The organism is Nitrosomonas eutropha (genome assembly GCF_003201195.1).
GTDB lineage: Bacteria > Pseudomonadota > Gammaproteobacteria > Burkholderiales > Nitrosomonadaceae > Nitrosomonas > Nitrosomonas eutropha.
Map to the genome: position 1 here is coordinate 24,698 of NZ_QICQ01000023.1, position 22,046 is coordinate 46,743.

The following is a 22,046-nucleotide window of genomic DNA, read 5'->3' on the forward strand; positions in this document are numbered from 1 at the left end:
ATGGAAGTTCACTGGCTGGGTATTTTGCCGGGTATTTTTACGGGGTTTGTACTTGGGCTAACCGGCTCCGGTGGCACCATTATTGCCGTTCCCTTACTGATTTTTGGCCTGAACGTAACCGTAGCGGAAGCCGCGCCGGTTGCGTTGCTGTCAGTGGGCGTATCAGCAGCAGTCGCCACTTATTCATCCCTCAGACAAAGAATTATTCGCTACCGGGCAGCTGGTCTCATTGCGGGTACTGGTATGCTGATTACGCCTGCCGGAGTATGGGTGGCGCAGCAGTTTTCTGATGCATTGCTGACGGTATTGTTTTCTGCTGTGCTGGCATATGCGGCTTTGTACATGTATCGCAAGAGTAATCTTGCTGCACAGCCGGAAGAAGCTGTTTTTCCACCTTGTCAGCTCAATCTGGAAAGCGGCCGTTTGATATGGACCATTCCCTGTGCCAAAGGATTGCTGGTTTCAGGTGCTGCAACCGGGTTTCTATCCGGTTTGCTCGGTGTGGGAGGGGGATTCATCATCATTCCTGCGCTAAGGAAAGTCTCAGATTTATCCATGAAAACCCTGATTGCCACCGCGCTTTCCATTACAGCGCTAATCTCCTTGACGGGCGTTATTTCGGCAACCTCCATGGGCTTTATGAACTGGCCGCTTGCTTTACCTTTTACCGCAGGTACAGTTGCCGGTACGCTGATCGGCAAACACTATGCTCACAGTTTTGACGAAGCCAAGCTGGAACGTGGTTTCGCTATTCTGACTTGGTGCATTGCGCTCAGTATGCTTATCAAGGGGCTTATGCTTTTTATTGACCTATTCACCCCGGATATGCCATGACTGAAAAGAGTGCACAGGCCACAGATGAGAAACTCCGCATCGATAAATGGTTGTTTGCTGCCCGTTTTTACAAGACGCGCTCGCAAGCCGCTGATGCGGTTGAGCGTGGCCAGGTGCAAATTAACGGCATGCGGGTGAAGCCATCCAGAATCCTGAACGTAGACGATATGCTCGATATTCGCATCGGGCCGTATCATCATCGGGTGAAAGTGCTGGCATTGTCCAATCAGCGTCGATCTGCTACGGAAGCTCGCCTACTTTATCAAGAAACAGAAGAAAGCCGACAAGCGCGCGAGATGCTGGCAGGAGAGCTCAAATCGCAGCCAACGCCACCGCGTTACGCTGGTAAAGGTCGGCCGACCAAGCGTGTGCGGCGCGACCTGGAGCGCTTTGTGGACGGGAAATGACTTCCCTGGCTGTCCGTGCACAAACTCTGCTCAGAGAAATCTTTGGTTACACCGAATTTCGCGGGCAGCAGGCTGAAATCATTACCCATATCGCAAACGGAAACAGTTGCCTGGTCTTAATGCCGACTGGTGGCGGTAAATCGTTATGCTACCAGCTGCCAGCATTATTGCGGGATGGCGTGGCCATTGTCATCTCACCACTGATTGCACTGATGGAAAATCAGGTCTCTGTATTGCATGAACGCGGTGTGCGGGCAACATATCTTAATTCTACGCAAACTTCCAAAGCTGCAGCAGTAATCGAACAAGACATGCTGGCGGGCAACTACGATCTGGTCTATGTTGCACCGGAAAGATTACTGACCAACCGCTTTCACGCGCTGCTGCAGCGTATTCCCATTGCCCTGTTTGCTATTGATGAAGCGCATTGCGTTTCCCAGTGGGGGCACGATTTCCGGCCAGAATACGGCAGGCTTTCAATGCTGCCGGAGAAATTTCCGGGCGTACCGCGTATCGCCCTGACTGCCAGCGCTGATGCCAGAACCCGCACCGATATTCTGCGTTGTCTTGAGTTAGGCCAGGCACGTGCTTTCATCAGTAGTTTTGATCGTCCCAATCTTTGCTACCGCATTACCGCCCGATCCAACAGCCGGCGACAGCTGTTAAACTTTATCCGCAATCAGCATCCCGGCGAGGCAGGTATCGTTTATTGCCAATCCCGCAAAAAAACTGAAGAAACAGCCGCCTGGCTGAATGCTAATCACATTCCGGCGCTTGCCTACCATGCCGGTATGGAAACACCTGTACGCACACAACACCAGAAAAAATTTCTGCGGGAGAACGGCATTGTCATGATCGCTACCTCGGCATTCGGGCTGGGGATTGATAAACCGGATATCCGTTTTGTTGCGCACCTGGATTTGCCCAGAAGTATTGAAAGCTATTATCAGGAAACCGGCCGGGCCGGGCGGGATGGCCTGCCGGCTGATGCATGGATGGTGTATGGGCCAAGCGATATTATCCGGTTGCGTTATCAGGCTGAATCCAACGCAGGACAAATATCCATTCCAGTCCAGCAAGCCGCTACTGCCCGGCTGGATGCGTTGCTGGCGCTGTGTGAAACAACCGCCTGTCGCAGAACACGATTGCTTGACTATTTTGGCGAACCATCTGATTCAAGCAGTGAACTGGCATGTGGCAATTGTGATGCCTGCCTGACCACCACTCCCGTTCAGGATGTCACGCTTGCTGCCCAGAAAGCACTGTCCTGCGTTTACCGGACAGGTCAGAATTTTGGCATGGAATATCTGATTGATGTCCTGACCGGAAAACAGACCAACCGGATCAGGCAATGGGGACATGATCGCGTCAGCACCTTCGGCATTGGTCATGAACTCAGCATCGAAGGCTGGCGCATCGTATTCAGACACCTGCTGGCACTGGGTTATTTCACTGCTGGCGGGGAACGGTTTACCCTGCAGCTCGCACCGGCGGCCAGAGGTATTTTGCGTGGAGAAACCCGCATAAAGCTGCGTTTGTCACCTTATCATCATTCTGCTTCACACCAGCAAGCTCCCATTGGTTTATCTGCGCCTGATGTATGTGAAATCCGGTAAATACTTCTTCTTGGGTCCGTTGGACTGTGACGATCCAGCTTTTCCCCCGATTTATACACAGTAAAAAACAGATTTTTTTATGAATAGAGCCAGAGTGTTGCAATAACACAACATAATTTAGTGAAAAAAGTATAAAAATCGGGTTTGGTGTTGCACAACAGATTCTGCTTGGGCACAATCCGTTCAACCCTTCTGTTCGGAAAAGTATGCGATATGCAACACCTCTGATCAGGCAGGAACGGAAGTAGTAAAGAATGTAGATGTATAGAGAATCAAGGTCCATCTTTATTGATCCAGATATTTTTCTTTAAGGAGAGTTTCAAATGAATAAAAAACTGATGGCACTGGCAATCGCTGGCGTGATGGCAGTTCCGCTCACTGCCGCTGCCGATGGTACACATGTCACCATTTTCGGCCGCTTGCAGGCTGAGTATGCAACTATTGATGTTGACGGATTCAATGCACAGACCGCTGTAGCGGATGATGCACTGCAATCCCGTTGGGGTCTGCAGATTGCTGAAGATCTGGGTATGGGGCTGCGTGCGCTGGGTCGTATCGAATATGCACTCAATCCGGGAGGAGATCTTCATAACACCGCACGTGAGCAATGGGTGGGATTAGGTGGTGATCAATGGGGTGAACTCAAATTTGGTCGCGTTCAATCCGTGTTGCGTGATTTCGCCGGTGGCCTTACGGTTGATGCCTTTGCTGAAACCAGTCTGCACGCCAATGGTAGCGGTGGTTTGATGGTTTCTTCCGCCAATGGTTATGGTTCTGGTGAGCACGGTTTCGTCAAAAGTGCAGTACGTTTTGATTCACCAGTAGTGGAAGGTTTCTCCGTAGCCGGTTTGTTGATGCCCGGTGATGCCGACAAAATTGACCCAACGGGTGCTAGTAATTTTATGGGACTTCCTGGCTCTGCCACTGCTATTGGCAGTGAGAATGCCGGTGGTGAAAACGGCGAATGGGATTTCCAGGCTGCCGCTAAATACAGCGGCCAGTTTGATATCGTGGGTGTCGATGTGTTTGGTGCCTATTCCCGGGATAATGTCAGTAAATTCCAGAAATCATATGGTGTAAAAGATGAGCAAATCTGGCGTGGTGGTGCAATTTTCAGCGTGGCTGATTTCCGGTTGCGTGGCCAGTATGAGCATGTAATTGATGCTAACCCATTTGGTGGGGCAGCTACTTGTACCCAGGCTGCAGCATTTGGAGATATTAACGCTCTAGGTAACAACGGTCGTGGCCAATGTAACTCCGCTATGAACCCGAATGGTAACGGTAGTCTGTGGATCGTTGGTGCAGATTACACTATTGGTAACACCATGCTGGTTGCACAAGGGGGTATGGCTGTCGCCAAGAAAACTGGTGAGGCTACTGAGCCATTTGGAACCTATGCCAAGCGTAACGTTGAAAACATTACCGTCGGTGTGATTCATAACCTGAGCCGTCGCTCCAGCCTGTTTGGTGGTTATCAGCGCGTTTGGGTAAAAGATAGAAATCTTGCTCCTGGCGTAGATGCTGACCGTAACGTTTACACAGTCGGTGTTCGCCACGATTTCTAATTATTAACAATTAGTTAATCACACTGTAGGAAAGGGCAGATTACTCTGCCCTTTTTCTTTTTGAAGTTGCTTAAATCTGTTATTGAAGTTGTTTATGGGGGAAGCCGGTCGATAAGCCGGGTTCTGTCATGGACAGTCATTCCTCTAGGCATACCGTTACCCGTATGCTCAAGCGATCTACCCACAGACTCGGCGAGCAGCGTCATCATCTGCCTATTTGATCTTGCTCCGGATGGAGGTTACCGCGTTTCACCGTAACTTAATACGCTCGTCTCTGTGGCCCTGTTCCTCACCTCACGGCGGCCGGCCGTTAACCGGCATCCTGCTCTGTGGAGCCCGGACTTTCCTCTCCCTGTTACCAGGCAGCGACTGTCTGACCGACTTCCCGCACTGATTCTAACAGAGGCACAAATTAAACACACAGATGATTGAATCTGTGTTCCAGGTTCAATGGCCAGGGATACCCTGCTGCTTAGGCAAGGGATAGAGACGTAGCGTTTTTCAGTAGTTCAAGGATACCTTGCAGTGCCGTGGCGACAGATTGTCGCCGGATGGCTTCGCGATCACCGCGGAACCGGCAGGTTTTGCTGTTTGCAGCGGTTGTAGATGAATTCTCCAGTATCCAGGCGAAACAAACGGTGCCGACCGGTTTTTCTGTGGAACCGCCGGTAGGGCCGGCGATGCCGGTTACGGACACTGCAACCTGAGCCTGGCTCATCGTGAGCGCACCTTGCGCCATTTCCCGTGCGATTTGTTCGGAAACCGCACCAAACTGTGTCAGCGTTTGTGGTTGTACACGCAACAGCTGCTGCTTGGATAAATTGCTGTAGCTAATGAAACCGCAATCATACCAGGCGGAGCTGCCGGAAATGGCGGTGACGATCTGCCCGATCCAGCCGCCGGTGCAGGATTCTGCTGAAACCAGCTTCAACCCGTTATTTTTGAGAGTTTGTCCGGTTTGGCGGGCGAATTCCAGCAGCGTTACGTCATCCGGAATGGTTGGGTAAGCGCTCAAAAGTAGCTTTCGAACAGCACCATCGATTTCCAGCCTGCGAGGCAAAGCAGGGTATAAAACGCTGCCAGCAGGTCATCCAGCATGACGCCGAATCCACCTTTGAGTTTGCTGTCCAGATAGCCAATGGGGGCAGGTTTGACAATATCGAAGAACCGGAATAACAGGAAAGCGGCCAGCTGCCAGACCCAGTGGGTTGGTGTGAAAAACAGCACCAGCATGAAGGCGACGATTTCATCCCACACCATGCCGGAATGATCGGGTGAATTGAGTGCTCGTCCGGTGACTGCGCATGCCCAGATCCCCAGGATAAAAAAAACATCAAGGATCAGCAGCACTGAAACGGGTTCGAGGATCGAATCCAAAAGCTGGAAAAGAGGGATGGCGGCAAGTGTGCCAAAAGTGCCCGGAGCGAAGCGGATGAGACCGACACCAGCGCCCATTGCAATGAAATGCGCTAGCCGGACATGCACAAAGGTAATATCTGGTTTTAGTGGCGTTTGACGTCGTGGTGAATAGTCATCGGGTAAGGAAGTGATCATAGCCTTTATTATTAAAAATTAGCGGGTTATCATTGGCATTTAGTACGGCCAATCCTTTTCCCGGCACGATTTTGCCGATGCGGGAGAGTTTCACGCCCGTTTGCTGCGCAAGTTGTGCAATGACATCATGCCTGTTTTCTGGTGCGGTGAAACACAGTTCATAATCATCACCGCCTGATAATAAACAGTCAATGGCCAATTGCCGAGTGGCATTTTCCTGTTGCAGTTTGTTTTTTAATGCCGGAGAGCAGGGAATGCGGTCGAAATCAACTGTGGCGGCAACATCGGATCGTTCCAGAATATGGCCGAGATCAGCCAGCAGACCATCGGAAATATCAATTGCACTATGCGCTACATTTACCAGCGCTTTTCCAAGAACAACACGCGGTGTGGGGGTATACAATGCGATTAGACAAGGAGTTGCCTCTTGCTCCGTCAGTGTTATACGCTGTTGCAGGAATTGCAGCGCCAGGGCAGCGTCTCCCAAAAAACCGGATACCCAGATATCATCTCCCGGCTTGGCGTCACTTCGCCGGAGGGCTTTGCCCTGCTCGACTTCGCCAATGATCTGTACACCAATATTGAGTGGGCCGCTGGTGGTATCTCCGCCGATTAACTCGATCTGATACTGATCTGCCAGCGCGAAAAACCCACTGGAAAAAGCCTTGAGCCAGGCATCATCCTGTGCGAGTGTTTCAGTTAATGTCAGAGAAAGCGTTATCCAGCGCGGTGTAGCACCCATGGCAGCCATATCGGAAAGATTGACAGCAAGCACTTTGTGACCCAGTGTAGAAGGCTCAATATCGAGGAAAAAATGTCGTCCCGAGACCAGCGTATCAACCGATACGGCCCAATCCATTCCTGGTGTGCAGGTAATTAATGCGGCATCATCTCCCGGCCCCAGCAGCGCGTTGCGTACGGGACGGGAAAAATAGCGATTAATGATGTCAAACTCGGAGTTCATAGCTACACCATTTATGAAAAGTTAGATAAATCGATAGCTATTATTGCGGACTGCAACCGTGAGTGTGATGTTGACGGATGGCGGGAAGCAACCCCCCAGCAGCAATGGTGCTAGAGAAACTAGATTACCACGCCACACTGGGTTGCGGCTCGCGAAGATAAGGAAAAGAAAACAGCGTTTGCAATGGCAAAATAAATCACCCCCTCTTTTCCTGTTGACTGTTTTGGTTAAACAATTTTTTAGAGAGGTGTTGCTATCGACGTAATGACCGGATCTAGTGTGGATCCTTATTCCGGACGGGGCTGGATTGAAGTTCAACAGCCCGCAACTGGGCGGCCAGTTTGTCCAGTACACCGTTGACGTATTTGTGCCCGTCTGTCCCGCCATAACTCTTGGCCAGTTCTATCGCTTCATTGATGATAGCCCGACAGGGTATTTCAGGATGATGCACCATTTCATAGGTACCAATTAGGAGAATCGAACATTCCACCGGACTTAGTTCTGCCAGCTGCCGATCAAGATAAGCTTGGATTTGTGCTTCCAGATCACGGGAATGTTCCAATACACCCTGCAGCAAATCGGAAAAGTAGGAACCATCCGCTTTGCTGTAAAAATTGACCTGTTGCAGTTGCAGGTCAATTTCCTGAGCATTTCCCCCGGCAAGACGCCATTGGTAAATTCCCTGCAAGGCCAGTTCACGTGACAGACGCCGGCGATTTTTATAGCCTTTGTGTCCTTGTGCTGGTTTGGATGGTGGAGCAGTGTCTGTTGGTATCATGAAGAGGTGGTGGATTGATCCATTTCGCCAAGCGTTAATGCCAGATTGGCCATTTCTACCGCGACACGCGCGGTTTCAGCCCCTTTTTCGGTCATACGGGCAGTGGCTTGATCTTCGTTATCCGTTGTAAGAATGCCATTTGCAATGGGGATGTCGTATTCCAGTCCGACTGCTATCAGCCCGCGTGCCGATTCATTGGCCACTACGTCAAAATGATAGGTTTCACCATGAATAACTGCACCTAAAGCAATCAGGGCATCGTACCGGTCAGATATGGCGAGTTTTTGTAGCGCAAGCGGAATCTCCAGCGCACCGGGTACAGTTACCAGAACGATATCTGCTTCCTGCACGCCCAGTTTGGCAAGTTCCGTTGTGCAGGCGCCAAGCAACCCTTCACTCGTATCAATATTGAAACGGCTCATGACAATACCGATGCACAGCCCGTTTCCATTGAGGTCTGAATCTATTTCGAGAATATTGTCATAGTAGGACATAAAAGACGTACCTCTCTGCTCTTTGTTTTAAAGTTGGTTGATTGGCCTTGTGGCCGGAAATTGATAGCAAAAGTGTCTTAGAACCTGTTCAATAGCTCACGGAAGGGCGCATTACGGCGTTGAAATTGAACTCAAAATGCTCACATATTTCAAGTATGCTCCGCTTTCTCGTTCAATTTTGCCTTGCCTTGCATCCCTTGATCGAGACTTTGAACAGATTTTTACACGCGATCGCGATCTTCCGGTTCCAGATACCCGGTAACTTCCAGACCAAAGCCGGTCATACTAGGCATTCTGCGAGGGGTTGCCAGCAGGCGCATTTTACTGACTCCTAGATCTTTAAGAATCTGCGCACCGATACCATGATGGCGCAGATCCGATACGGGTTTATCCGCTGGATGCGGTGTGGTTTGCAGAATCCGCTCAGTTAACACGCTGGCATCATTTTTGCGCTGTAGCAGCACGACTACGCCCTTTCCGGCATGTGTGATGGCTGCCATTGCATCATGAATACTCCAGGAGTGAGTGTAATCATCAATTTCCAGCAGATCAATCACCGTCAGCGGTTCGTGCACTCGTACCAGTATTTCCTCACCGGTATTCCATGTCCCTTTTACCAGCGCGAGATGAGTGACGCCGGCAATCTTATCATGGTAGGCAATCAGTCTGAATTCTCCGTGAGCAGTTTGTAAGGGACGTTCAGTCGTTCGTGTGACCAGGCTTTCTGTGAGACGGCGATAATGAATGAGATCAGCAATTGTCCCGATCTTGAGATGGTGCTCATCGGAGAATTCGATTAGATCTGGCAGCCTTGCCATTTCACCGTTTTCTTTCAGAATCTCGCAAATCACTGCGGCCTCGGTTAAACCCGCCAGCCGCGCCAGATCACAGCCAGCTTCGGTATGGCCGGCGCGTGCCAGCACCCCACCCTTCTGCGCTTTGAGCGGAAAAATATGGCCGGGTTGAACCAGATCTTCCGGTTTAGCATCCGCTTGGACGGCTGTTTGAACAGTACGGGCGCGATCGGCAGCGGAAATTCCGGTTGTTACACCGCTGGCTGCTTCAATGGAGGCAGTGAAATTGGTGCCCAATGGCGAATGATTGTCGGCAACCATCATGGGCAGCTTAAGCTGACGGCAACGCTCTTCTGTCAATGTCAGGCAGATCAATCCCCTGCCGTATCTGGCCATGAAATTGATTGCTTCGGGCGTAATAAAATCAGCCGCCAGTACCAGATCGCCCTCATTCTCACGATTTTCCTCGTCAATGAGGATAACCATCTTTCCATTTTTGAAGTCTGCCAGAACTTCTTCAATCGATGAGATTGTCATGATTGCTTGCCTTGTGCCTGATCGAGTAAACGTGCCACGTATTTCGCTATCATATCTGTTTCGAGATTCACTTTTTTGCCGGGCTCAAACTGTTTGAAAGTTGTATTGGCTAATGTATGGGGAATAAGGTTGATTTCAACCCGTTCAGATGCCACCTGATTCACCGTAAGACTGACGCCATCGATCGTAATTGACCCCTTGGGGATAATATATTTAAACAATTGTGGCGGCGGCTGGATTGCCAGCAGGCAGCGATCACCTGCTTGTGTGAATTGTACAACTTCACCGACTCCTTCCACATGCCCGCTGACCAGGTGACCATCGAGCCGATCAGAAAATCGTAACGCTTTTTCCAGGTTGACCGGATTGCCGGGAATATCCAGACCATGTGTACAACTCAATGTTTCACCGGATACATCGACGGTGAAGCACCCTTCCTCAAATGCAGTGAGTGTCAGACAGGCACCATTGACGGCAATACTATCCCCAATGGCGACATCTGTGAGATCCAGCTTGCCGGGATCAATATGGATACGAACAGCGTCTTCTTTGGGATAGACGTGCCTGATACGGCCAACTGCTTTGATGATTCCAGTAAACATGCCTTTTCCCGAGTTTTGAAACAAATTCCATTGTAAATAGATAATACCCCGGTCAGTCTGATAGTTCGAACACTGTTATAATCAACAGTTTATCCGGGATTGCCCGGGCCGATTTCCGAGGAACTTTCAATTATGACACGCCTGCTCCGTAATATCGCCATTATCGCCCATGTGGACCATGGCAAGACCACGATGGTGGATAAGCTGCTGCATCAGGCCGGCACCTTTGCTGCTCACCAGACCATTGCTGAACGGGTGATGGATTCTGATGATATTGAGCGCGAACGCGGAATCACGATTTTTTCCAAAAATTGTGCAATCGATTATGCCGGCGTACATATCAATATTGTGGATACCCCGGGCCACGCCGATTTTGGCGGAGAAGTCGAGCGTGTGCTGTCAATGGTGGATGGTGTGTTGTTGCTGGTGGATGCGGTTGAGGGCCCTATGCCGCAAACCCGTTTCGTCACTCGCAAGGCGCTGGCAGCCGGTTTGTGCCCGATTGTGGTGATTAACAAGATAGACCGTCCCGGTGCCCGGCCGGATTGGGTGGTGAACCAGACATTCGATTTGTTCGATAAATTGAATGCTACCGAAGAACAACTGGATTTCCCGGTGATCTACGCTTCCGGACTCAACGGTTATGCCACATCGGATCCCAAACAGCCTGGCAGCGATATGCGTCCGCTGTTTGATCTGATACTCAAGCATGTACCCGCACCGACAGGAGATCCTGATCAGCCGCTGCAACTGCAAATCAGTGCGCTTGATTATTCCAGTTTTGTTGGGCGTCTTGGTATTGGCAGAATCAGCCGGGGTCGTCTGAAATCGGGGCAGGAAGTGATGGTAATGACGGGTGGACAAACACCGAAAAAAGCGCGTGTCAACCAGATATCTGCTTTTAGCGGACTGGATCGGGTTCAGTTGAGTGAAGCAGCTGCGGGCGAAATTGTGTTGATCAGCGGGATTGATGAGCTCAGTATTGGCACGACGCTGGCGGATACTGATCGCCCGGAAGCTTTGCCGATGCCAAAGGTTGATGAACCAACGCTTTCAATGAATTTTCAGGTCAATACTTCACCTTTTGCCGGCAAGGAGGGTAAATTTATTACCAGCCGCCAGTTGCGCGAGCGCCTTGAAAAAGAATTGCTGACCAATGTTGCATTGAAGCTGGAAGAAACCGGCGAAACCGATTCATTTCTTGTTTCTGGGCGTGGTGAGCTGCATTTGACAATTCTGCTTGAAAACATGCGTCGGGAAGGTTATGAGCTGGCGGTGTCTCGCCCCAAGGTGGTTATCCGGGAAATTGATGGCGTTAAGTGCGAACCGTTCGAGATATTGACGATTGATATTGATGAAACCCACCAGGGAGCGGTGATGGAGACATTGGGAACACGCCGTGGTGATCTGCTGGATATGATAAGTGACGGGCGTGGCCGGGTCAGGCTGGATTATCGTATTCCTGCACGCGGCCTGATTGGATTCCAATCCGAATTTATGACACTGACGCGCGGCACTGGCATCATAAGCCATATCTTCGATGAATATGCACCGATGCGGCCGGATATTGCTTCACGTAAAAATGGTGTGCTGATCTCGGCAGAATATGGTGAGGTAGTGGCTTACGCGCTCTGGAAGCTACAGGAGCGTGGCCGCATGTTTGTCAGCCCCGGTGAGCCGGTTTATGAAGGGATGGTGATTGGCATACATACCCGTGAGAATGATCTCGTCGTTAACCCGATCAAAGGTAAACAACTGACTAATATCCGGGCATCCGGCCATGATGAGGCGGTTGTGCTGACACCCCCGATTCAGTTGACATTGGAATCAGCAGTTGAATTCATTACGGATGATGAGTTGGTTGAAATTACTCCAAAAAGTATCCGTATCCGTAAACGTTTCCTGCTGGAACACGAGCGTAAACGGGCGGGCCGCTCCGTTGCCTGATGTTTCCTGGCAGCAGATATAAAAAATTGGTTCTATGGTATATCGCTGACCCCATGTGCTCATGGTGCTGGGGGTTTGCGCCGGTTATCGAGCAAATTAGGCAGGAATATTCGGCATCCTTGACGATAGAGTTGATGCCCGGAGGGCTGCGGCCAGGAACGAATATGCCGCTTTTACCAGAAAAAAAAGCACAAATTCTGCAGCATTGGCATACGGTGCATACCAAGACTGGCCAACCTTTTACCTTTGAAAATGCCCTGCCGGAGGGATTCATTTACGATACTGAACCTGCCTGTCGGAGCGTTGTCAGTATGTCATTGATCGAATCGGAAAAAATATTTCCCCTTTTTGCTGCGATACAGCACGCTTTTTATGTCGAACAAAAAGACGTGACGCAATTTTCCGTCCTGGCAAAACTTGCTGCTGATCTGGATATATCGGCATTGCAGTTTGCTTCGGTGTTTCAATCGGAAGAGGCGAAACAACAAACTTTGGCTGGTTTCCATCGTGCTGCACAATGGGGTATAAGCGGGTTTCCGGCACTTGTGGCCGAAAGCGGAACAGATCGCCATTTGATCACCACAGGTTATCGTCCGATTGAATCACTGCGCCGATTGCTGGATACCTGGTTGCAGCAGCATGAGGTTTGATTAAGCTCGTGAGCTGAATCTTTGACTGGCTTTTTTATTTTTGGCACTGCGCACAGAAAAAGCTGGATCGTTGTCCCTGGCGAGTTTTACTCACAAGTGCGCCACATTTCCGGCATGGCTGCCCTGTTCGCCCGTACACCCAATATTGTTGCTGAAAGCAACCTGGGCTACCATCGCAATCAGTAAAATCGCGCAAACTGCTCCCGCCTGCTTCAATTGCACGCTGCAAGGTCATCTTGACAGCATCAACCAATCTCGCACAAAGCGCCGTACTCAGACTGCCTGCGGCAATCAGGGGAGAAATACCGGCATGAAACAAGGCTTCATTAGCATAAATGTTACCTATGCCGACCACGATATGCTGATTCATGAGTGCTTCTTTGATGCTGATACTGCGTCTTTGTATTTTTTCATGCAGAAACAATCCATTAAAAGCATCACTCAGGGGTTCAGGGCCCAACTTTTGCAATAATGGATGTTGGCGAACATCCCCATCCCACCACAATATTACGCCAAACCGCCGAGGATCACGAAAACGCAGCATTTTTTCATTATCCAGCCACAGTTCAAAATGATCATGCAGTAATGACGGCGTGGATACAGGTAGTACGCGCAAACTGCCCGACATGCCCAGATGTATGATAAGTGTGCCTTTGCTGCAAGCAAACAGAAGATATTTTGCTCGTCTGGTAATGGTGTTAATTCTTTGACCGGGGAGCAGTGTGATCAATTCAGGCGATACCGGCCAGCGTAAAGCGTAATTTCGTATTTTTACCTGTGTAATGTATCTGCCGGCCAGGTGGGCGTCTATTCCACGCCGGGTGACTTCGACTTCAGGCAGTTCCGGCATGATCTGACAAAAATTTGTAGCAAACAGCAGAAACTGGATTACACGTCATCTGCGTTTGCGGTACCAGCTGATGAAGAGTCCACTTACAAGAAATATCAGTGGCAGAGCGATGAGAAAACCAGTGGCGATCAGGGTTAATTGCAGCTCACTCAGCTCTAGTCGGCTGTCGATAGTGACACGCGGCTGAATCGAGATAAATGACTCATCTCCGGCGAGCCAGTTGATCATATTCATACCCAAATCCAGGTTGCCGCCGTTACCGAGATAACTGTTGGCCAGGAAATGTCCGCTGCCAACGACGACAACCCGTTGTTCGCGGTCTTCTACCACCCGGTTCAATGCGACGGCGATCTCCACCGGACCTGCAACATCATTTTCCTCATCAAAACTGATTTCACCTTCCAGCGGGCCAGTTTCCACCCAACCCTGCGGGGCTGCTTCTGCCAGAGTGACACTGCGCCAATCGGTATTTTCCTCGGGGATGAGCTGGCGAGTAAAAGGAAATACCGTAATGAAATCAAAATTTTCTGTTACAGCATGTGCGCCGTAAAGGGTTCCCAGCGCAAACGTTGATGGTACTCTCAGCCGATCTGCCTGGGGATCAACCACCACGCCGGGTGTCAATACAATGCCGAGTTTTTCAGCCAGCGGCAGCAATCCATGCAGGGGGCCTGTATCCACCAGCCACAGCAAATTTCCACCTTTGGCAAGGTAATCCAGTATCTTTTTCACCTCTCCTTCCAGCAGTTCAGTCTGCGGGGATGCAATAATCAGTATGCCGGTATCTGGAATCTCTGGTTGATCGGTAAAGCTGAAAGGTTTGCTTTCGAAACCGATTTCCAGCAACTTCTTGTTAAAATTCCCCATATCACGCTGGGTGACACCATCCATTTTTCGCTCACCATGGCCAGACAATACCAGCAACTGTTTTTTTTCGGTGCGCGCCAATCGAACCAATGCATTCGAAAATGCCTGTTCGTTAATGGTGGCAAGACGCTCTTTGCGTTCCTTGAAACTGATGACGATTTCGCCATTAAGCCTGACACCTGCGCTTTGCGCCTGCTGTGGCTGTTCTACCGGATCAATGAAATTCAGGATCAGATCCGGTTTAATTCGTTGATACACGCTGACGAAGTTGCTGATGATTCCGCGAATATCGCCCAGTTGCAAATCCTGTTGTGTTGCATAAACGGTAATTTGTACCGGGCCGTCAAACTTTTGCAATATATCGATGCTGGCCTGACTCAAGCTGTTGCGATTATTCTGACTGAGATCCCACTGTGTACGAAACTCCAGCGCCAGATAACCCAGTACTCCCGCTAATACCAGGAACAAGGCAATGAATAGACCGTTTTGCCAGCGGGATCGTAATCCTGATTTTTTGTTAAACGTGGTCATAAAAAACCGGTTGGATCAGAAACTTAGCCATTCAGCCGCTCTCCATCCAGATGGTATATGGTCAGCACCAGAAAGGTGATGGCAAAAAGAAGAAGAAAAGCCAGGCTGAACGTATCGATTAGACCAATATTGAAGTTTTCAAAATGTCTGAACAGGGAAAAATGGCGTACAGCACTTTCTGATTCGATGGTCACGATATCCATTACCCATAAGCACAGCAACACCCCCAGACTGCCCAGCGCGGCAATGGCCGGGTAGGACGTGAGGCTGGAAATATACAGCCCCAGTGAAGCGAAACAGCTTGCCAGCAAAATCAGCCCGATTACATTACTGCCCAGCAGCCCGAAATCCAGCATGCCCCCTGTCAATAATGAAATGGACAGCATGACTATTAACAGCGGCATCAGACAGAAAAAAATCATGAGTGCCAGAAACTTGCCCAGCACGATGGCTGGTATGGAAACCGGTGCTGAAATCAGCATGACCAGCGTATGGTTACGGCGCTCTTCTGCGAATAAACGCATGCTTAGTACGGGGGTTACCGCTAGGAGTACGATGGATGCTATGGAGAATACCGGTGCCACGATTACTTCAGTTATACCCGGTGGATTGGCGAGCTGTGCCAGTTGAGGCTGTATTTCGAGGAAGGTATTTAGTCGCCCCAGAAATACCCAGGCCAGCACCAGTTGCATCACTGCCAGAAAAACCCACACTAGCGATGATACGAATAACAACTTGAGTTCTTTGCTGGCGATAGTAAACATCGTCATTGCGCCCATTCCCAGGCAGGTGCATTCTCTGCCGTGAGTTGCGTAAATATATTTTCCAGGTTCATATTTCGCTGTTTCAGGTTGTCCAGATTGTCGTCCAGTACCAGCCTGCCCTGGTGCATGATTTGTACACGATTACATACACTTTCTACTTCCGAGAGGATGTGGGAGGAGAGAATGATGGCGTGAGTTTTACCGAGTTCGCGAATCAGTGCGCGTACTTTTTGTATCTGGTTTGGATCAAGACCGACGGTTGGCTCATCCATAATAATCAGTTGTGGCCGGTGAATAATTGCCTGGGCAATTGCAACCCGCTGTTGATAGCCTTTCGACAAAATACCAATCAGCCGCTTTCCCACATCACTCAGTTCACATTGTTGTTTTACCTCATCCAGTGCGATCTGTACCGATGTGTTAGCAAGACCGTGCAGCCGAGCAGCAAACTGTAAATACTCATCTACCGTCAATTCTTTATAGAGAGGAGGTATTTCAGGCAGATAACCAATATAACGTTTTGCCTCAAGTGGATTTTTCAGTAAATCTACCCCGCAAATCCGGACGCTCCCACTGTCGGGTGCGAGATTCCCGGTTAACATCCGCATGGTGGTGCTTTTGCCGGCACCATTTGGACCCAGAAATCCGAGGACATCCCCGCAGCCTAATTTCAGGTTTACCTCGTGCACGACAACATGACGGCCGAAGCAGCGTTTTAAACCATCTGCCTCAATAACTGGATATGTATTATTTGGGGTCACGGCAATATTTATTATCAGATTTGCATATTATATTACCTGCTCTGCCAGATTTTTCGGCTAAAAAGACAATCTTGGTTAACTCTGTAATTGCTGCGCCGTTTATGGAGTATGTATCGTTAAAAGTGCGCGAAGGTTTGTCCACATTGGGCTATGTGGTTTGATACAGTGTTGTGCAGAAGATACACTTCGGTTTGACAAAGATAAAAGGATCAACTCATAATCGTTGCCGGTAGTATGCGAGCAACGCTGATCTGATTACGACGAGCGGGAGAGTCATAACAGTATGAATGATCGTATAAAAAAGTGATTGTGGGTGGTTGTGATACAGGTTTTTATACTTAAGAACAAGGACAATAGCATGAAAAAAATGATATTAGCCAGGAAATATCTGATGGGAGCCGTTATTTTGCCCGGATTGCTGGCATCCGGGATTGTAATGGCTAATTTACATGAAGAACAAAGACAAGGCTTCAGCGCGGCAGATAAAGCTGAAGCTTATGCTGTGGATGATAACGGGGTTGTCGCCAGAAACTCAACAGGCCTATGCTGGCGCACCGGCTACTGGACACCTGCCAAGGCTATTTATGAATGTGATCCTGATCTGGTCAAGCAACCAGAGCAAGTTGTTGAGGCCCCGCCACCGGTAGTGCCGGTCGTGACTGAACCTGAGAAAGTATCTTTCTCGGCAGATGCATTGTTTGATTTTGACAAGGCTGTTCTGAAACCAGCCGGTATGCAGGCGCTAGATGATTTTTCCAGAAACCTGGAAGGGGTGAATTACGATTTGATCATTGCTGTAGGCTATACTGACCGCATCGGCTCGGAAGCGTATAACAAGAAACTTTCTGTAAGACGCGCAGAAGCCGTCAAAAACTATCTGGTTTCCAAGGGAATCGGTGCAGATCGTATCTTTACCGACGGTAAAGGTAAAGCAAATCCGGTTACCGGTGATTCTTGCCAGGGCACTAAAGCAACCAGAACATTAATTAATTGCCTGGCACCGGATCGTCGTGTGGAAATTGAAGTGGCTGGTACGAGAGAAACCATTAACTAAAATTTACCGCGCATTCAACGTGGATCACCTAAAAGCCCTGCCAGCGTGCAGGGCTTTTGGCTATGAAAGCATGAAAAGTGACCCTGTCCTGTCCGATTAATCATTGATCGTTCAAGCGGATATTGCTGGGTAATCGAGAACTTGATACCCTGAACAAAGCTAAACTGTACAGGGATGCAGTTATTGACAAAAGTATCTTTTCAGTTAAATTTGCAGGCAAATTATTGTATGAAAAATGATGGCATCAACGCAGATCCAATGGAACTGGAGAAATTCAGTCAACTGGCGCATCACTGGTGGGATCCAAACAGTGAATTCAAACCGTTGCATGAAATCAATCCACTTCGGTTGAACTATATTGACGAAATTGCAGGGTTGGATGGAAAAACAGTTGTCGATGTCGGTTGTGGCGGCGGGATATTATCCGAATCCATGGCAGCACGTGGTGCCAGGGTGACGGGGATTGACCTGAGCGACAAGGCGCTGAAAGTAGCAAAATTACATCTTCTGGAAAGTGGTCATCAGGTTGATTATCGTAAAATAACTGTGGAAGCGCTTGCGGTGGAACTTCCTCAGCATTATGACATTGTTACCTGCATGGAGATGCTGGAACATGTACCGGATCCTGCCAGCGTCATTCAATCATGTGCCCGTCTTGTAAAAAATGGTGGATGGGTATTTTTTTCGACCTTGAACCGTAATCTGAAAGCGTATCTTTATGCCATCATTGGTGCTGAATATATTCTTCGATTGCTGCCACGAGGAACGCATGAGTACGCAAAATTTATTAAACCTTCTGAACTGGCGCGCATGGCGCGTACTGCCGGATTGATAGAGTCCGGGATTATCGGTATGACCTACAATCCAATCACAAAAATCTATGCTCTGGAAGCTGATACCAGTGTCAACTACATCATGACATTCCAAGCCTGATTTAATACAAGCACATCAAATATTCCTGATGATCAGAAAAGCTGTCCTGTTCGATTTCGACGGCACCATTGCGGACACAGCACCGGATCTTGGCCGCGCACTCAACAGGCAGCGTATTGCGCATGATCAGCCGCCTCTGTCGATCGAACTGATCCGTACCGTTGCGTCTGCTGGCGCACGTGGGTTGTTGAATCTTGGTTTTGGTTTGAAACCGGATGATCCCGGTTACCAGGTCATGCGGGAGGAGTTTCTCTCCTTTTATACCGAACAGCTTTGCCAGGATACTCGCCTGTTTCCAGGTATCCCTGAATTACTGGAACAACTGGATGATCAGGCCATCCCATGGGGAATCGTCACTAATAAGCCGGCAAGATTCACTCGGCCGCTCATACACCTGCTTGGATTACATCACCGTGCAGCCTGTATTATCAGTGGAGATGATACTACCTACACCAAGCCTCATCCGGAACCATTGCTTACTGCTTGTCGTCAGATAAACGTAGCTCCTGATCATTGTATTTATCTGGGAGATGATATTCGTGATGTGCAAGCCAGCCTTGCTGCTGGAATAAAACCGATTGTAGCGCTTTATGGTTATCTCGGTACCGGTGATCCACCGGCAACATGGGGAGCATTTGAACTAATTAACCACCCAGGTGATCTATTACGGTATATTTAATCTGTTACAATTTTCCGGTTGAACTTTCTGAGCCACACCAGCTCTTATACATTAAGAATTCATGTTCGGGGGCGATCCGGTTTCGACGTGGGTTGCAAAGCAGCGCAGGGCATACCGAGGTTCAGTACCCTCGTAAAACAGCTGAGAAAAAAATAGTCGCAAACGACGAAAACTACGCTTTAGCCGCTTAATCCGGCTAAACTCCACGCCAGTGGGCCTCAACGCTGGGTCTGGCAACAGACAGTGGAGTCACTAACGAGGATCGCGCTTTGCAGGGTTACTTTACAAAGCGTTAAAAAATAGGTAACTCGCCTATCATCAGCTTGCCGGTTGGCGGATGCCAGGTTAAATTAAACAACATGGCTAAGTATGTAGAACTGTCTGTAGAGGACTTGCGGACGCGGGTTCAATTCCCGCCGCCTCCACCAATTTAGGGTTTGGAGACATCCAAAGAAGTTAGTAAGTTTATGAAAACATAACATTATTAGATCTTTAGTGTCTTAGCAAATCCAGTAACAAGCAGTAGAATCCAGTATAATATGCAGTAACTTTTACAGTAACCGCCGGGGTTACTGCTTTTTCGTAGAAAGTTACTGCATTGTTCTGGAGGCAGCATGAAGCGCCATCTTTTGGCGGATGTAGCTATTCGCAATTCAAAACCTGATGATAAAACTCAGCGGTTATCTGACGGTGCTGGCTTATACCTGTTAATCAAACCCAACAATTCTAAATGGTGGCGGTTTGACTACAGTATAGACGGCAAGCGTAAAACTCTATCTTTGGGTGTTTACCCAACTGTTAGCCTGAAAGCAGCACGTGATAGGGCTGATGCAGCCCGCCAAGATGTTGTTAATGGCATAGACCCCAGTACCAGCCGCAAAGATCACAAAGCCAAACAAGCAACAGAAAGGGAAGCCGATAGGCGTATTGCTGAAGGACTGCCTGCAATAGACTCATTTGAAGATGTTGCCCGTGAATGGTTCAGCAAGTTTTCAACTGAGTGGGCACCGTCTCATGCAGACAAGATTATCCGTCGGCTGGAGCGTGATATTTTCCCTTGGATCGGCAAACAACATATAACAGATGTTAATGCACCTGCGTTGCTGAGCGTATTAGGCAGGATTGAATCACGTGGTGCAAAAGAGACAGCACACAGAGCCTTACAAAATTGTGGGCAAATATTCCGCTACGCAGTAGCCACAGGTCGTGTCGAACTAAACCCCGCTCCTTCATTACGCGACTTTCTCCCCTCCCCCAAACCAGCACACCACGCAGCCATCATTGAGCCGCAAGCGGTTGGTGAGTTACTGCGAGCCATAGACAGTTATCAAGGTTATTTTGTGACTAAGTGCGCGTTACGTATAGCGCCTTATGTTTTTGTTCGTCCGGGTGAGTTGCGTAACGCTGAATGGGTTGAGATTAACCTTGATCAAGCTGAATGGGATATACCTGCTGAGCGGATGAAGATGCGTGAGCCTCATCTTGTGCCTCTGGCCACCCAGGTTGTAGAGATATTACGTGAGTTATATGCACTTACCGGGAGTGGTCGTTTTGTGTTTCCGGGTGCTCGTACCACTAGCCGCCCAATGAGTAATAACGCGGTTCTGGCAGCACTGCGGCGGATGGGGTTTGGTAAGGATGAAATGACCGGCCACGGGTTCCGTGCAATGGCTCGGACTATTCTTGATCAAGAGTTACATGTTCGCCCTGACTTTATTGAACACCAGTTAGCCCATGCTGTGCGTGATGCAAACGGACGGGCTTATAACAGAACTACGCACTTACCGGAGCGTAAACAAATGATGCAGGATTGGGCGGATTATCTGGATAAGTTAAAAACTGGTGCTGAGATTATTGCACTACCCAGGAGGATGGCCTAATGCCACGTAAAAAGACTGTCCAGCCTAAACCGCTGGCCATAATCAAATGGCTGGAACCAGATCCATCGTGGGGGATGGGGTATGTGCCCCATATATATGAGCCGTTCAGTGGGTTAGCCGGCCTTGTGCCTGGGGAGGTACGTACGCTGGAGGTCAGGGACGAAACCTGTCGCTTGAGCGGTAGTGGGCTGCATAACCATTACGCTTTTGAGGCCAAAGTGCAGAAGGTATGGGGTTATGTTTTCAAAGATTATTTTGTGCGGGTGCCGGGCGGTGACCTTGAGTGCACAAAGCCTGCAAATGACTATCTGAAAAATGGCTCATCCTTTGTAAAGGAGATACAACTTCGGGGGCTGTGCGGGGTTAATGGTTCTGACGATAGCCGGTGGCGGAAGCAGGTTTACAAAGCTCTGGTAAAAAAGATGGAAACCGCCAGAGACGCGATAAAGAGGAAAGAACTCGATGGGGCGTGGTGGGCACGTTGGAGAAATATAAACGATCAGACAGGTTAAAAGGGGGTTGGGAGTGCCCAAGTACGTTTTGCGCCCAACTTTTAGCTATCGGTAGACATAGAATCACTCCATCACAGTTTAAATATGGAGTCTGATATGCAGAAAGGTACAACTAACCCTCTGACACAAGAGGGTTTTCTTCGTCTGCCGGAAGTTTTAGCAGTTTTCCCAGTTTGTAGGTCAAGCTGGTACGCAGGCGTTAAAAAGGGTATTTATCCTGCTGGTGTAAAGCTGGGTAAGCGAACAACAGCATGGCGGGTTTCTGACTTACGCAAGCTGCTAGAAAACGGGGAGGATAAATAAAAATGGCCACCACACTCGGAAATGCAGCAGCCACACAAGTCATTGATAGTATAGCAAATAATGTTGTACATGTTAAGAGTCTGTTTACAATCTGTTTCTCACCCCTGATAATAAATAGATGAAGAGACCAAAATACGCCAGTGACATCAGCCGAGAGAAGTTTGCCGAGA

24 protein-coding genes and 2 other RNA genes are annotated in these 22,046 nt (G+C 49.1%); 13 read left to right on the top strand and 13 right to left on the bottom strand.

What is annotated here, in order from left to right:
• From C8R14_RS09010 to C8R14_RS09025, 4 genes are all read left to right on the top strand, one after another.
• Positions 1–834 carry a sulfite exporter TauE/SafE family protein gene (locus C8R14_RS09010; protein WP_011635485.1) on the top strand — a complete coding sequence of 278 codons (834 nt, stop codon included), beginning with the start codon at positions 1–3 and terminating at the stop codon, positions 832–834.
• Positions 831–1,241 carry an RNA-binding S4 domain-containing protein gene (locus C8R14_RS09015; protein WP_011635484.1) on the top strand — a complete coding sequence of 137 codons (411 nt, stop codon included), beginning with the start codon at positions 831–833 and terminating at the stop codon, positions 1,239–1,241. The genes C8R14_RS09010 and C8R14_RS09015 overlap by 4 nt, the downstream gene beginning before the upstream one ends.
• Positions 1,238–2,857: a DNA helicase RecQ gene (gene recQ, locus C8R14_RS09020; protein WP_011635483.1), complete on the top strand. Its 1,620-nt coding sequence runs from the start codon at positions 1,238–1,240 to the stop codon at positions 2,855–2,857. The genes C8R14_RS09015 and recQ overlap by 4 nt, the downstream gene beginning before the upstream one ends.
• Before the next feature lie 323 nt (positions 2,858–3,180).
• Positions 3,181–4,422 carry a porin gene (locus tag C8R14_RS09025; protein ID WP_011635482.1) on the top strand — a complete coding sequence of 414 codons (1,242 nt, stop codon included), beginning with the start codon at positions 3,181–3,183 and terminating at the stop codon, positions 4,420–4,422.
• Positions 4,423–4,518: 96 nt separating this feature from the next.
• Here the strand turns inward: C8R14_RS09025 and rnpB are convergent.
• The 8 genes from rnpB to C8R14_RS09065 all read right to left on the bottom strand — a co-directional run bounded on the left by rnpB (position 4,519) and on the right by C8R14_RS09065 (position 10,145).
• Positions 4,519–4,807: RNase P RNA component class A (rnpB, locus tag C8R14_RS09030), an RNA gene on the bottom strand.
• An 87-nt stretch (positions 4,808–4,894) separates the two neighbouring features.
• Complete coding sequence (locus C8R14_RS09035) at positions 4,895–5,437, bottom strand: CinA family protein (protein WP_011635481.1); 543 nt, start codon at positions 5,435–5,437, stop codon at positions 4,895–4,897.
• Positions 5,434–5,976: a phosphatidylglycerophosphatase A family protein gene (locus C8R14_RS09040; RefSeq protein ID WP_011635480.1), complete on the bottom strand. Its 543-nt coding sequence runs from the start codon at positions 5,974–5,976 to the stop codon at positions 5,434–5,436. Before C8R14_RS09040 ends, C8R14_RS09035 begins: the two co-directional genes overlap by 4 nt.
• Entirely contained in the window at positions 5,954–6,940 is a 987-nt protein-coding gene (gene thiL, locus C8R14_RS09045; protein ID WP_011635479.1) for a thiamine-phosphate kinase, read from the bottom strand. The genes C8R14_RS09040 and thiL overlap by 23 nt, the downstream gene beginning before the upstream one ends.
• A 274-nt stretch (positions 6,941–7,214) precedes the next feature.
• Complete coding sequence (gene nusB, locus C8R14_RS09050) at positions 7,215–7,718, bottom strand: transcription antitermination factor NusB (protein ID WP_011635478.1); 504 nt, start codon at positions 7,716–7,718, stop codon at positions 7,215–7,217.
• Positions 7,715–8,212, bottom strand: coding sequence for a 6,7-dimethyl-8-ribityllumazine synthase (gene ribH, locus C8R14_RS09055; protein ID WP_011635477.1), 498 nt, complete (start codon positions 8,210–8,212; stop codon positions 7,715–7,717). Before ribH ends, nusB begins: the two co-directional genes overlap by 4 nt.
• A 221-nt stretch (positions 8,213–8,433) precedes the next feature.
• Complete coding sequence (gene ribBA, locus C8R14_RS09060; protein WP_011635476.1) at positions 8,434–9,543, bottom strand: bifunctional 3,4-dihydroxy-2-butanone-4-phosphate synthase/GTP cyclohydrolase II; 1,110 nt, start codon at positions 9,541–9,543, stop codon at positions 8,434–8,436.
• On the bottom strand, positions 9,540–10,145 hold the full coding sequence (locus C8R14_RS09065; protein WP_011635475.1) for a riboflavin synthase: 606 nt from the start codon (positions 10,143–10,145) through the stop codon (positions 9,540–9,542). The genes ribBA and C8R14_RS09065 overlap by 4 nt, the downstream gene beginning before the upstream one ends.
• Before the next feature lie 132 nt (positions 10,146–10,277).
• On the opposite strand from C8R14_RS09065, the gene typA reads away from it, so the two are divergent.
• Both typA and C8R14_RS09075 read left to right on the top strand, forming a co-directional pair.
• Complete coding sequence (gene typA / locus C8R14_RS09070) at positions 10,278–12,092, top strand: translational GTPase TypA (RefSeq protein ID WP_011635474.1); 1,815 nt, start codon at positions 10,278–10,280, stop codon at positions 12,090–12,092.
• Between the two features lie 53 nt (positions 12,093–12,145).
• Positions 12,146–12,742 carry a DsbA family protein gene (locus C8R14_RS09075; RefSeq protein WP_110332603.1) on the top strand — a complete coding sequence of 199 codons (597 nt, stop codon included), beginning with the start codon at positions 12,146–12,148 and terminating at the stop codon, positions 12,740–12,742.
• A gap of 34 nt (positions 12,743–12,776) precedes the next feature.
• Here C8R14_RS09075 and mutM read toward each other — a convergent pair whose 3' ends face one another.
• The 4 genes from mutM to C8R14_RS09095 are packed head-to-tail and all read right to left on the bottom strand — an operon-like array spanning position 12,777 to position 16,515.
• Positions 12,777–13,592, bottom strand: coding sequence for a bifunctional DNA-formamidopyrimidine glycosylase/DNA-(apurinic or apyrimidinic site) lyase (gene mutM, locus C8R14_RS09080; RefSeq protein WP_011635472.1), 816 nt, complete (start codon positions 13,590–13,592; stop codon positions 12,777–12,779).
• Between the two features lie 45 nt (positions 13,593–13,637).
• Positions 13,638–14,990 (bottom strand): GldG family protein, encoded by a 1,353-nt coding sequence (locus C8R14_RS09085; protein ID WP_011635471.1) that lies wholly within the window; start codon positions 14,988–14,990, stop codon positions 13,638–13,640.
• A 23-nt stretch (positions 14,991–15,013) separates the two neighbouring features.
• A complete protein-coding gene (locus C8R14_RS09090; protein WP_011635470.1) occupies positions 15,014–15,760 on the bottom strand; it encodes an ABC transporter permease in 747 nt (248 codons plus the stop codon).
• Positions 15,757–16,515 carry an ABC transporter ATP-binding protein gene (locus C8R14_RS09095; RefSeq protein WP_011635469.1) on the bottom strand — a complete coding sequence of 253 codons (759 nt, stop codon included), beginning with the start codon at positions 16,513–16,515 and terminating at the stop codon, positions 15,757–15,759. The genes C8R14_RS09090 and C8R14_RS09095 overlap by 4 nt, the downstream gene beginning before the upstream one ends.
• Before the next feature lie 358 nt (positions 16,516–16,873).
• On the opposite strand from C8R14_RS09095, the gene C8R14_RS09105 reads away from it, so the two are divergent.
• From C8R14_RS09105 to C8R14_RS14415, 7 genes are all read left to right on the top strand, one after another.
• Positions 16,874–17,569, top strand: a complete 696-nt coding sequence (locus C8R14_RS09105; RefSeq protein WP_011635468.1) for an OmpA family protein — start codon at positions 16,874–16,876, stop codon at positions 17,567–17,569.
• A 228-nt stretch (positions 17,570–17,797) separates the two neighbouring features.
• Entirely contained in the window at positions 17,798–18,502 is a 705-nt protein-coding gene (gene ubiG, locus C8R14_RS09110; protein WP_041353606.1) for a bifunctional 2-polyprenyl-6-hydroxyphenol methylase/3-demethylubiquinol 3-O-methyltransferase UbiG, read from the top strand.
• Positions 18,503–18,530: 28 nt separating this feature from the next.
• Entirely contained in the window at positions 18,531–19,181 is a 651-nt protein-coding gene (locus C8R14_RS09115; RefSeq protein WP_011635466.1) for an HAD family hydrolase, read from the top strand.
• A gap of 67 nt (positions 19,182–19,248) precedes the next feature.
• Positions 19,249–19,609: a transfer-messenger RNA gene (gene ssrA, locus C8R14_RS09120) on the top strand.
• A 186-nt stretch (positions 19,610–19,795) separates the two neighbouring features.
• Entirely contained in the window at positions 19,796–21,061 is a 1,266-nt protein-coding gene (locus C8R14_RS09125) for a tyrosine-type recombinase/integrase (RefSeq protein ID WP_011635465.1), read from the top strand.
• Positions 21,061–21,573: a hypothetical protein gene (locus C8R14_RS09130; protein WP_011635464.1), complete on the top strand. Its 513-nt coding sequence runs from the start codon at positions 21,061–21,063 to the stop codon at positions 21,571–21,573. The genes C8R14_RS09125 and C8R14_RS09130 overlap by 1 nt, the downstream gene beginning before the upstream one ends.
• A gap of 84 nt (positions 21,574–21,657) precedes the next feature.
• Complete coding sequence (locus C8R14_RS14415; RefSeq protein WP_373605812.1) at positions 21,658–21,876, top strand: helix-turn-helix transcriptional regulator; 219 nt, start codon at positions 21,658–21,660, stop codon at positions 21,874–21,876.
• Here the strand turns inward: C8R14_RS14415 and C8R14_RS14130 are convergent.
• Positions 21,773–22,046: hypothetical protein (locus C8R14_RS14130; RefSeq protein WP_258333070.1), on the bottom strand; the 274-nt coding region annotated here is incomplete at its 5' end. The genes C8R14_RS14415 and C8R14_RS14130 overlap by 104 nt on opposite strands.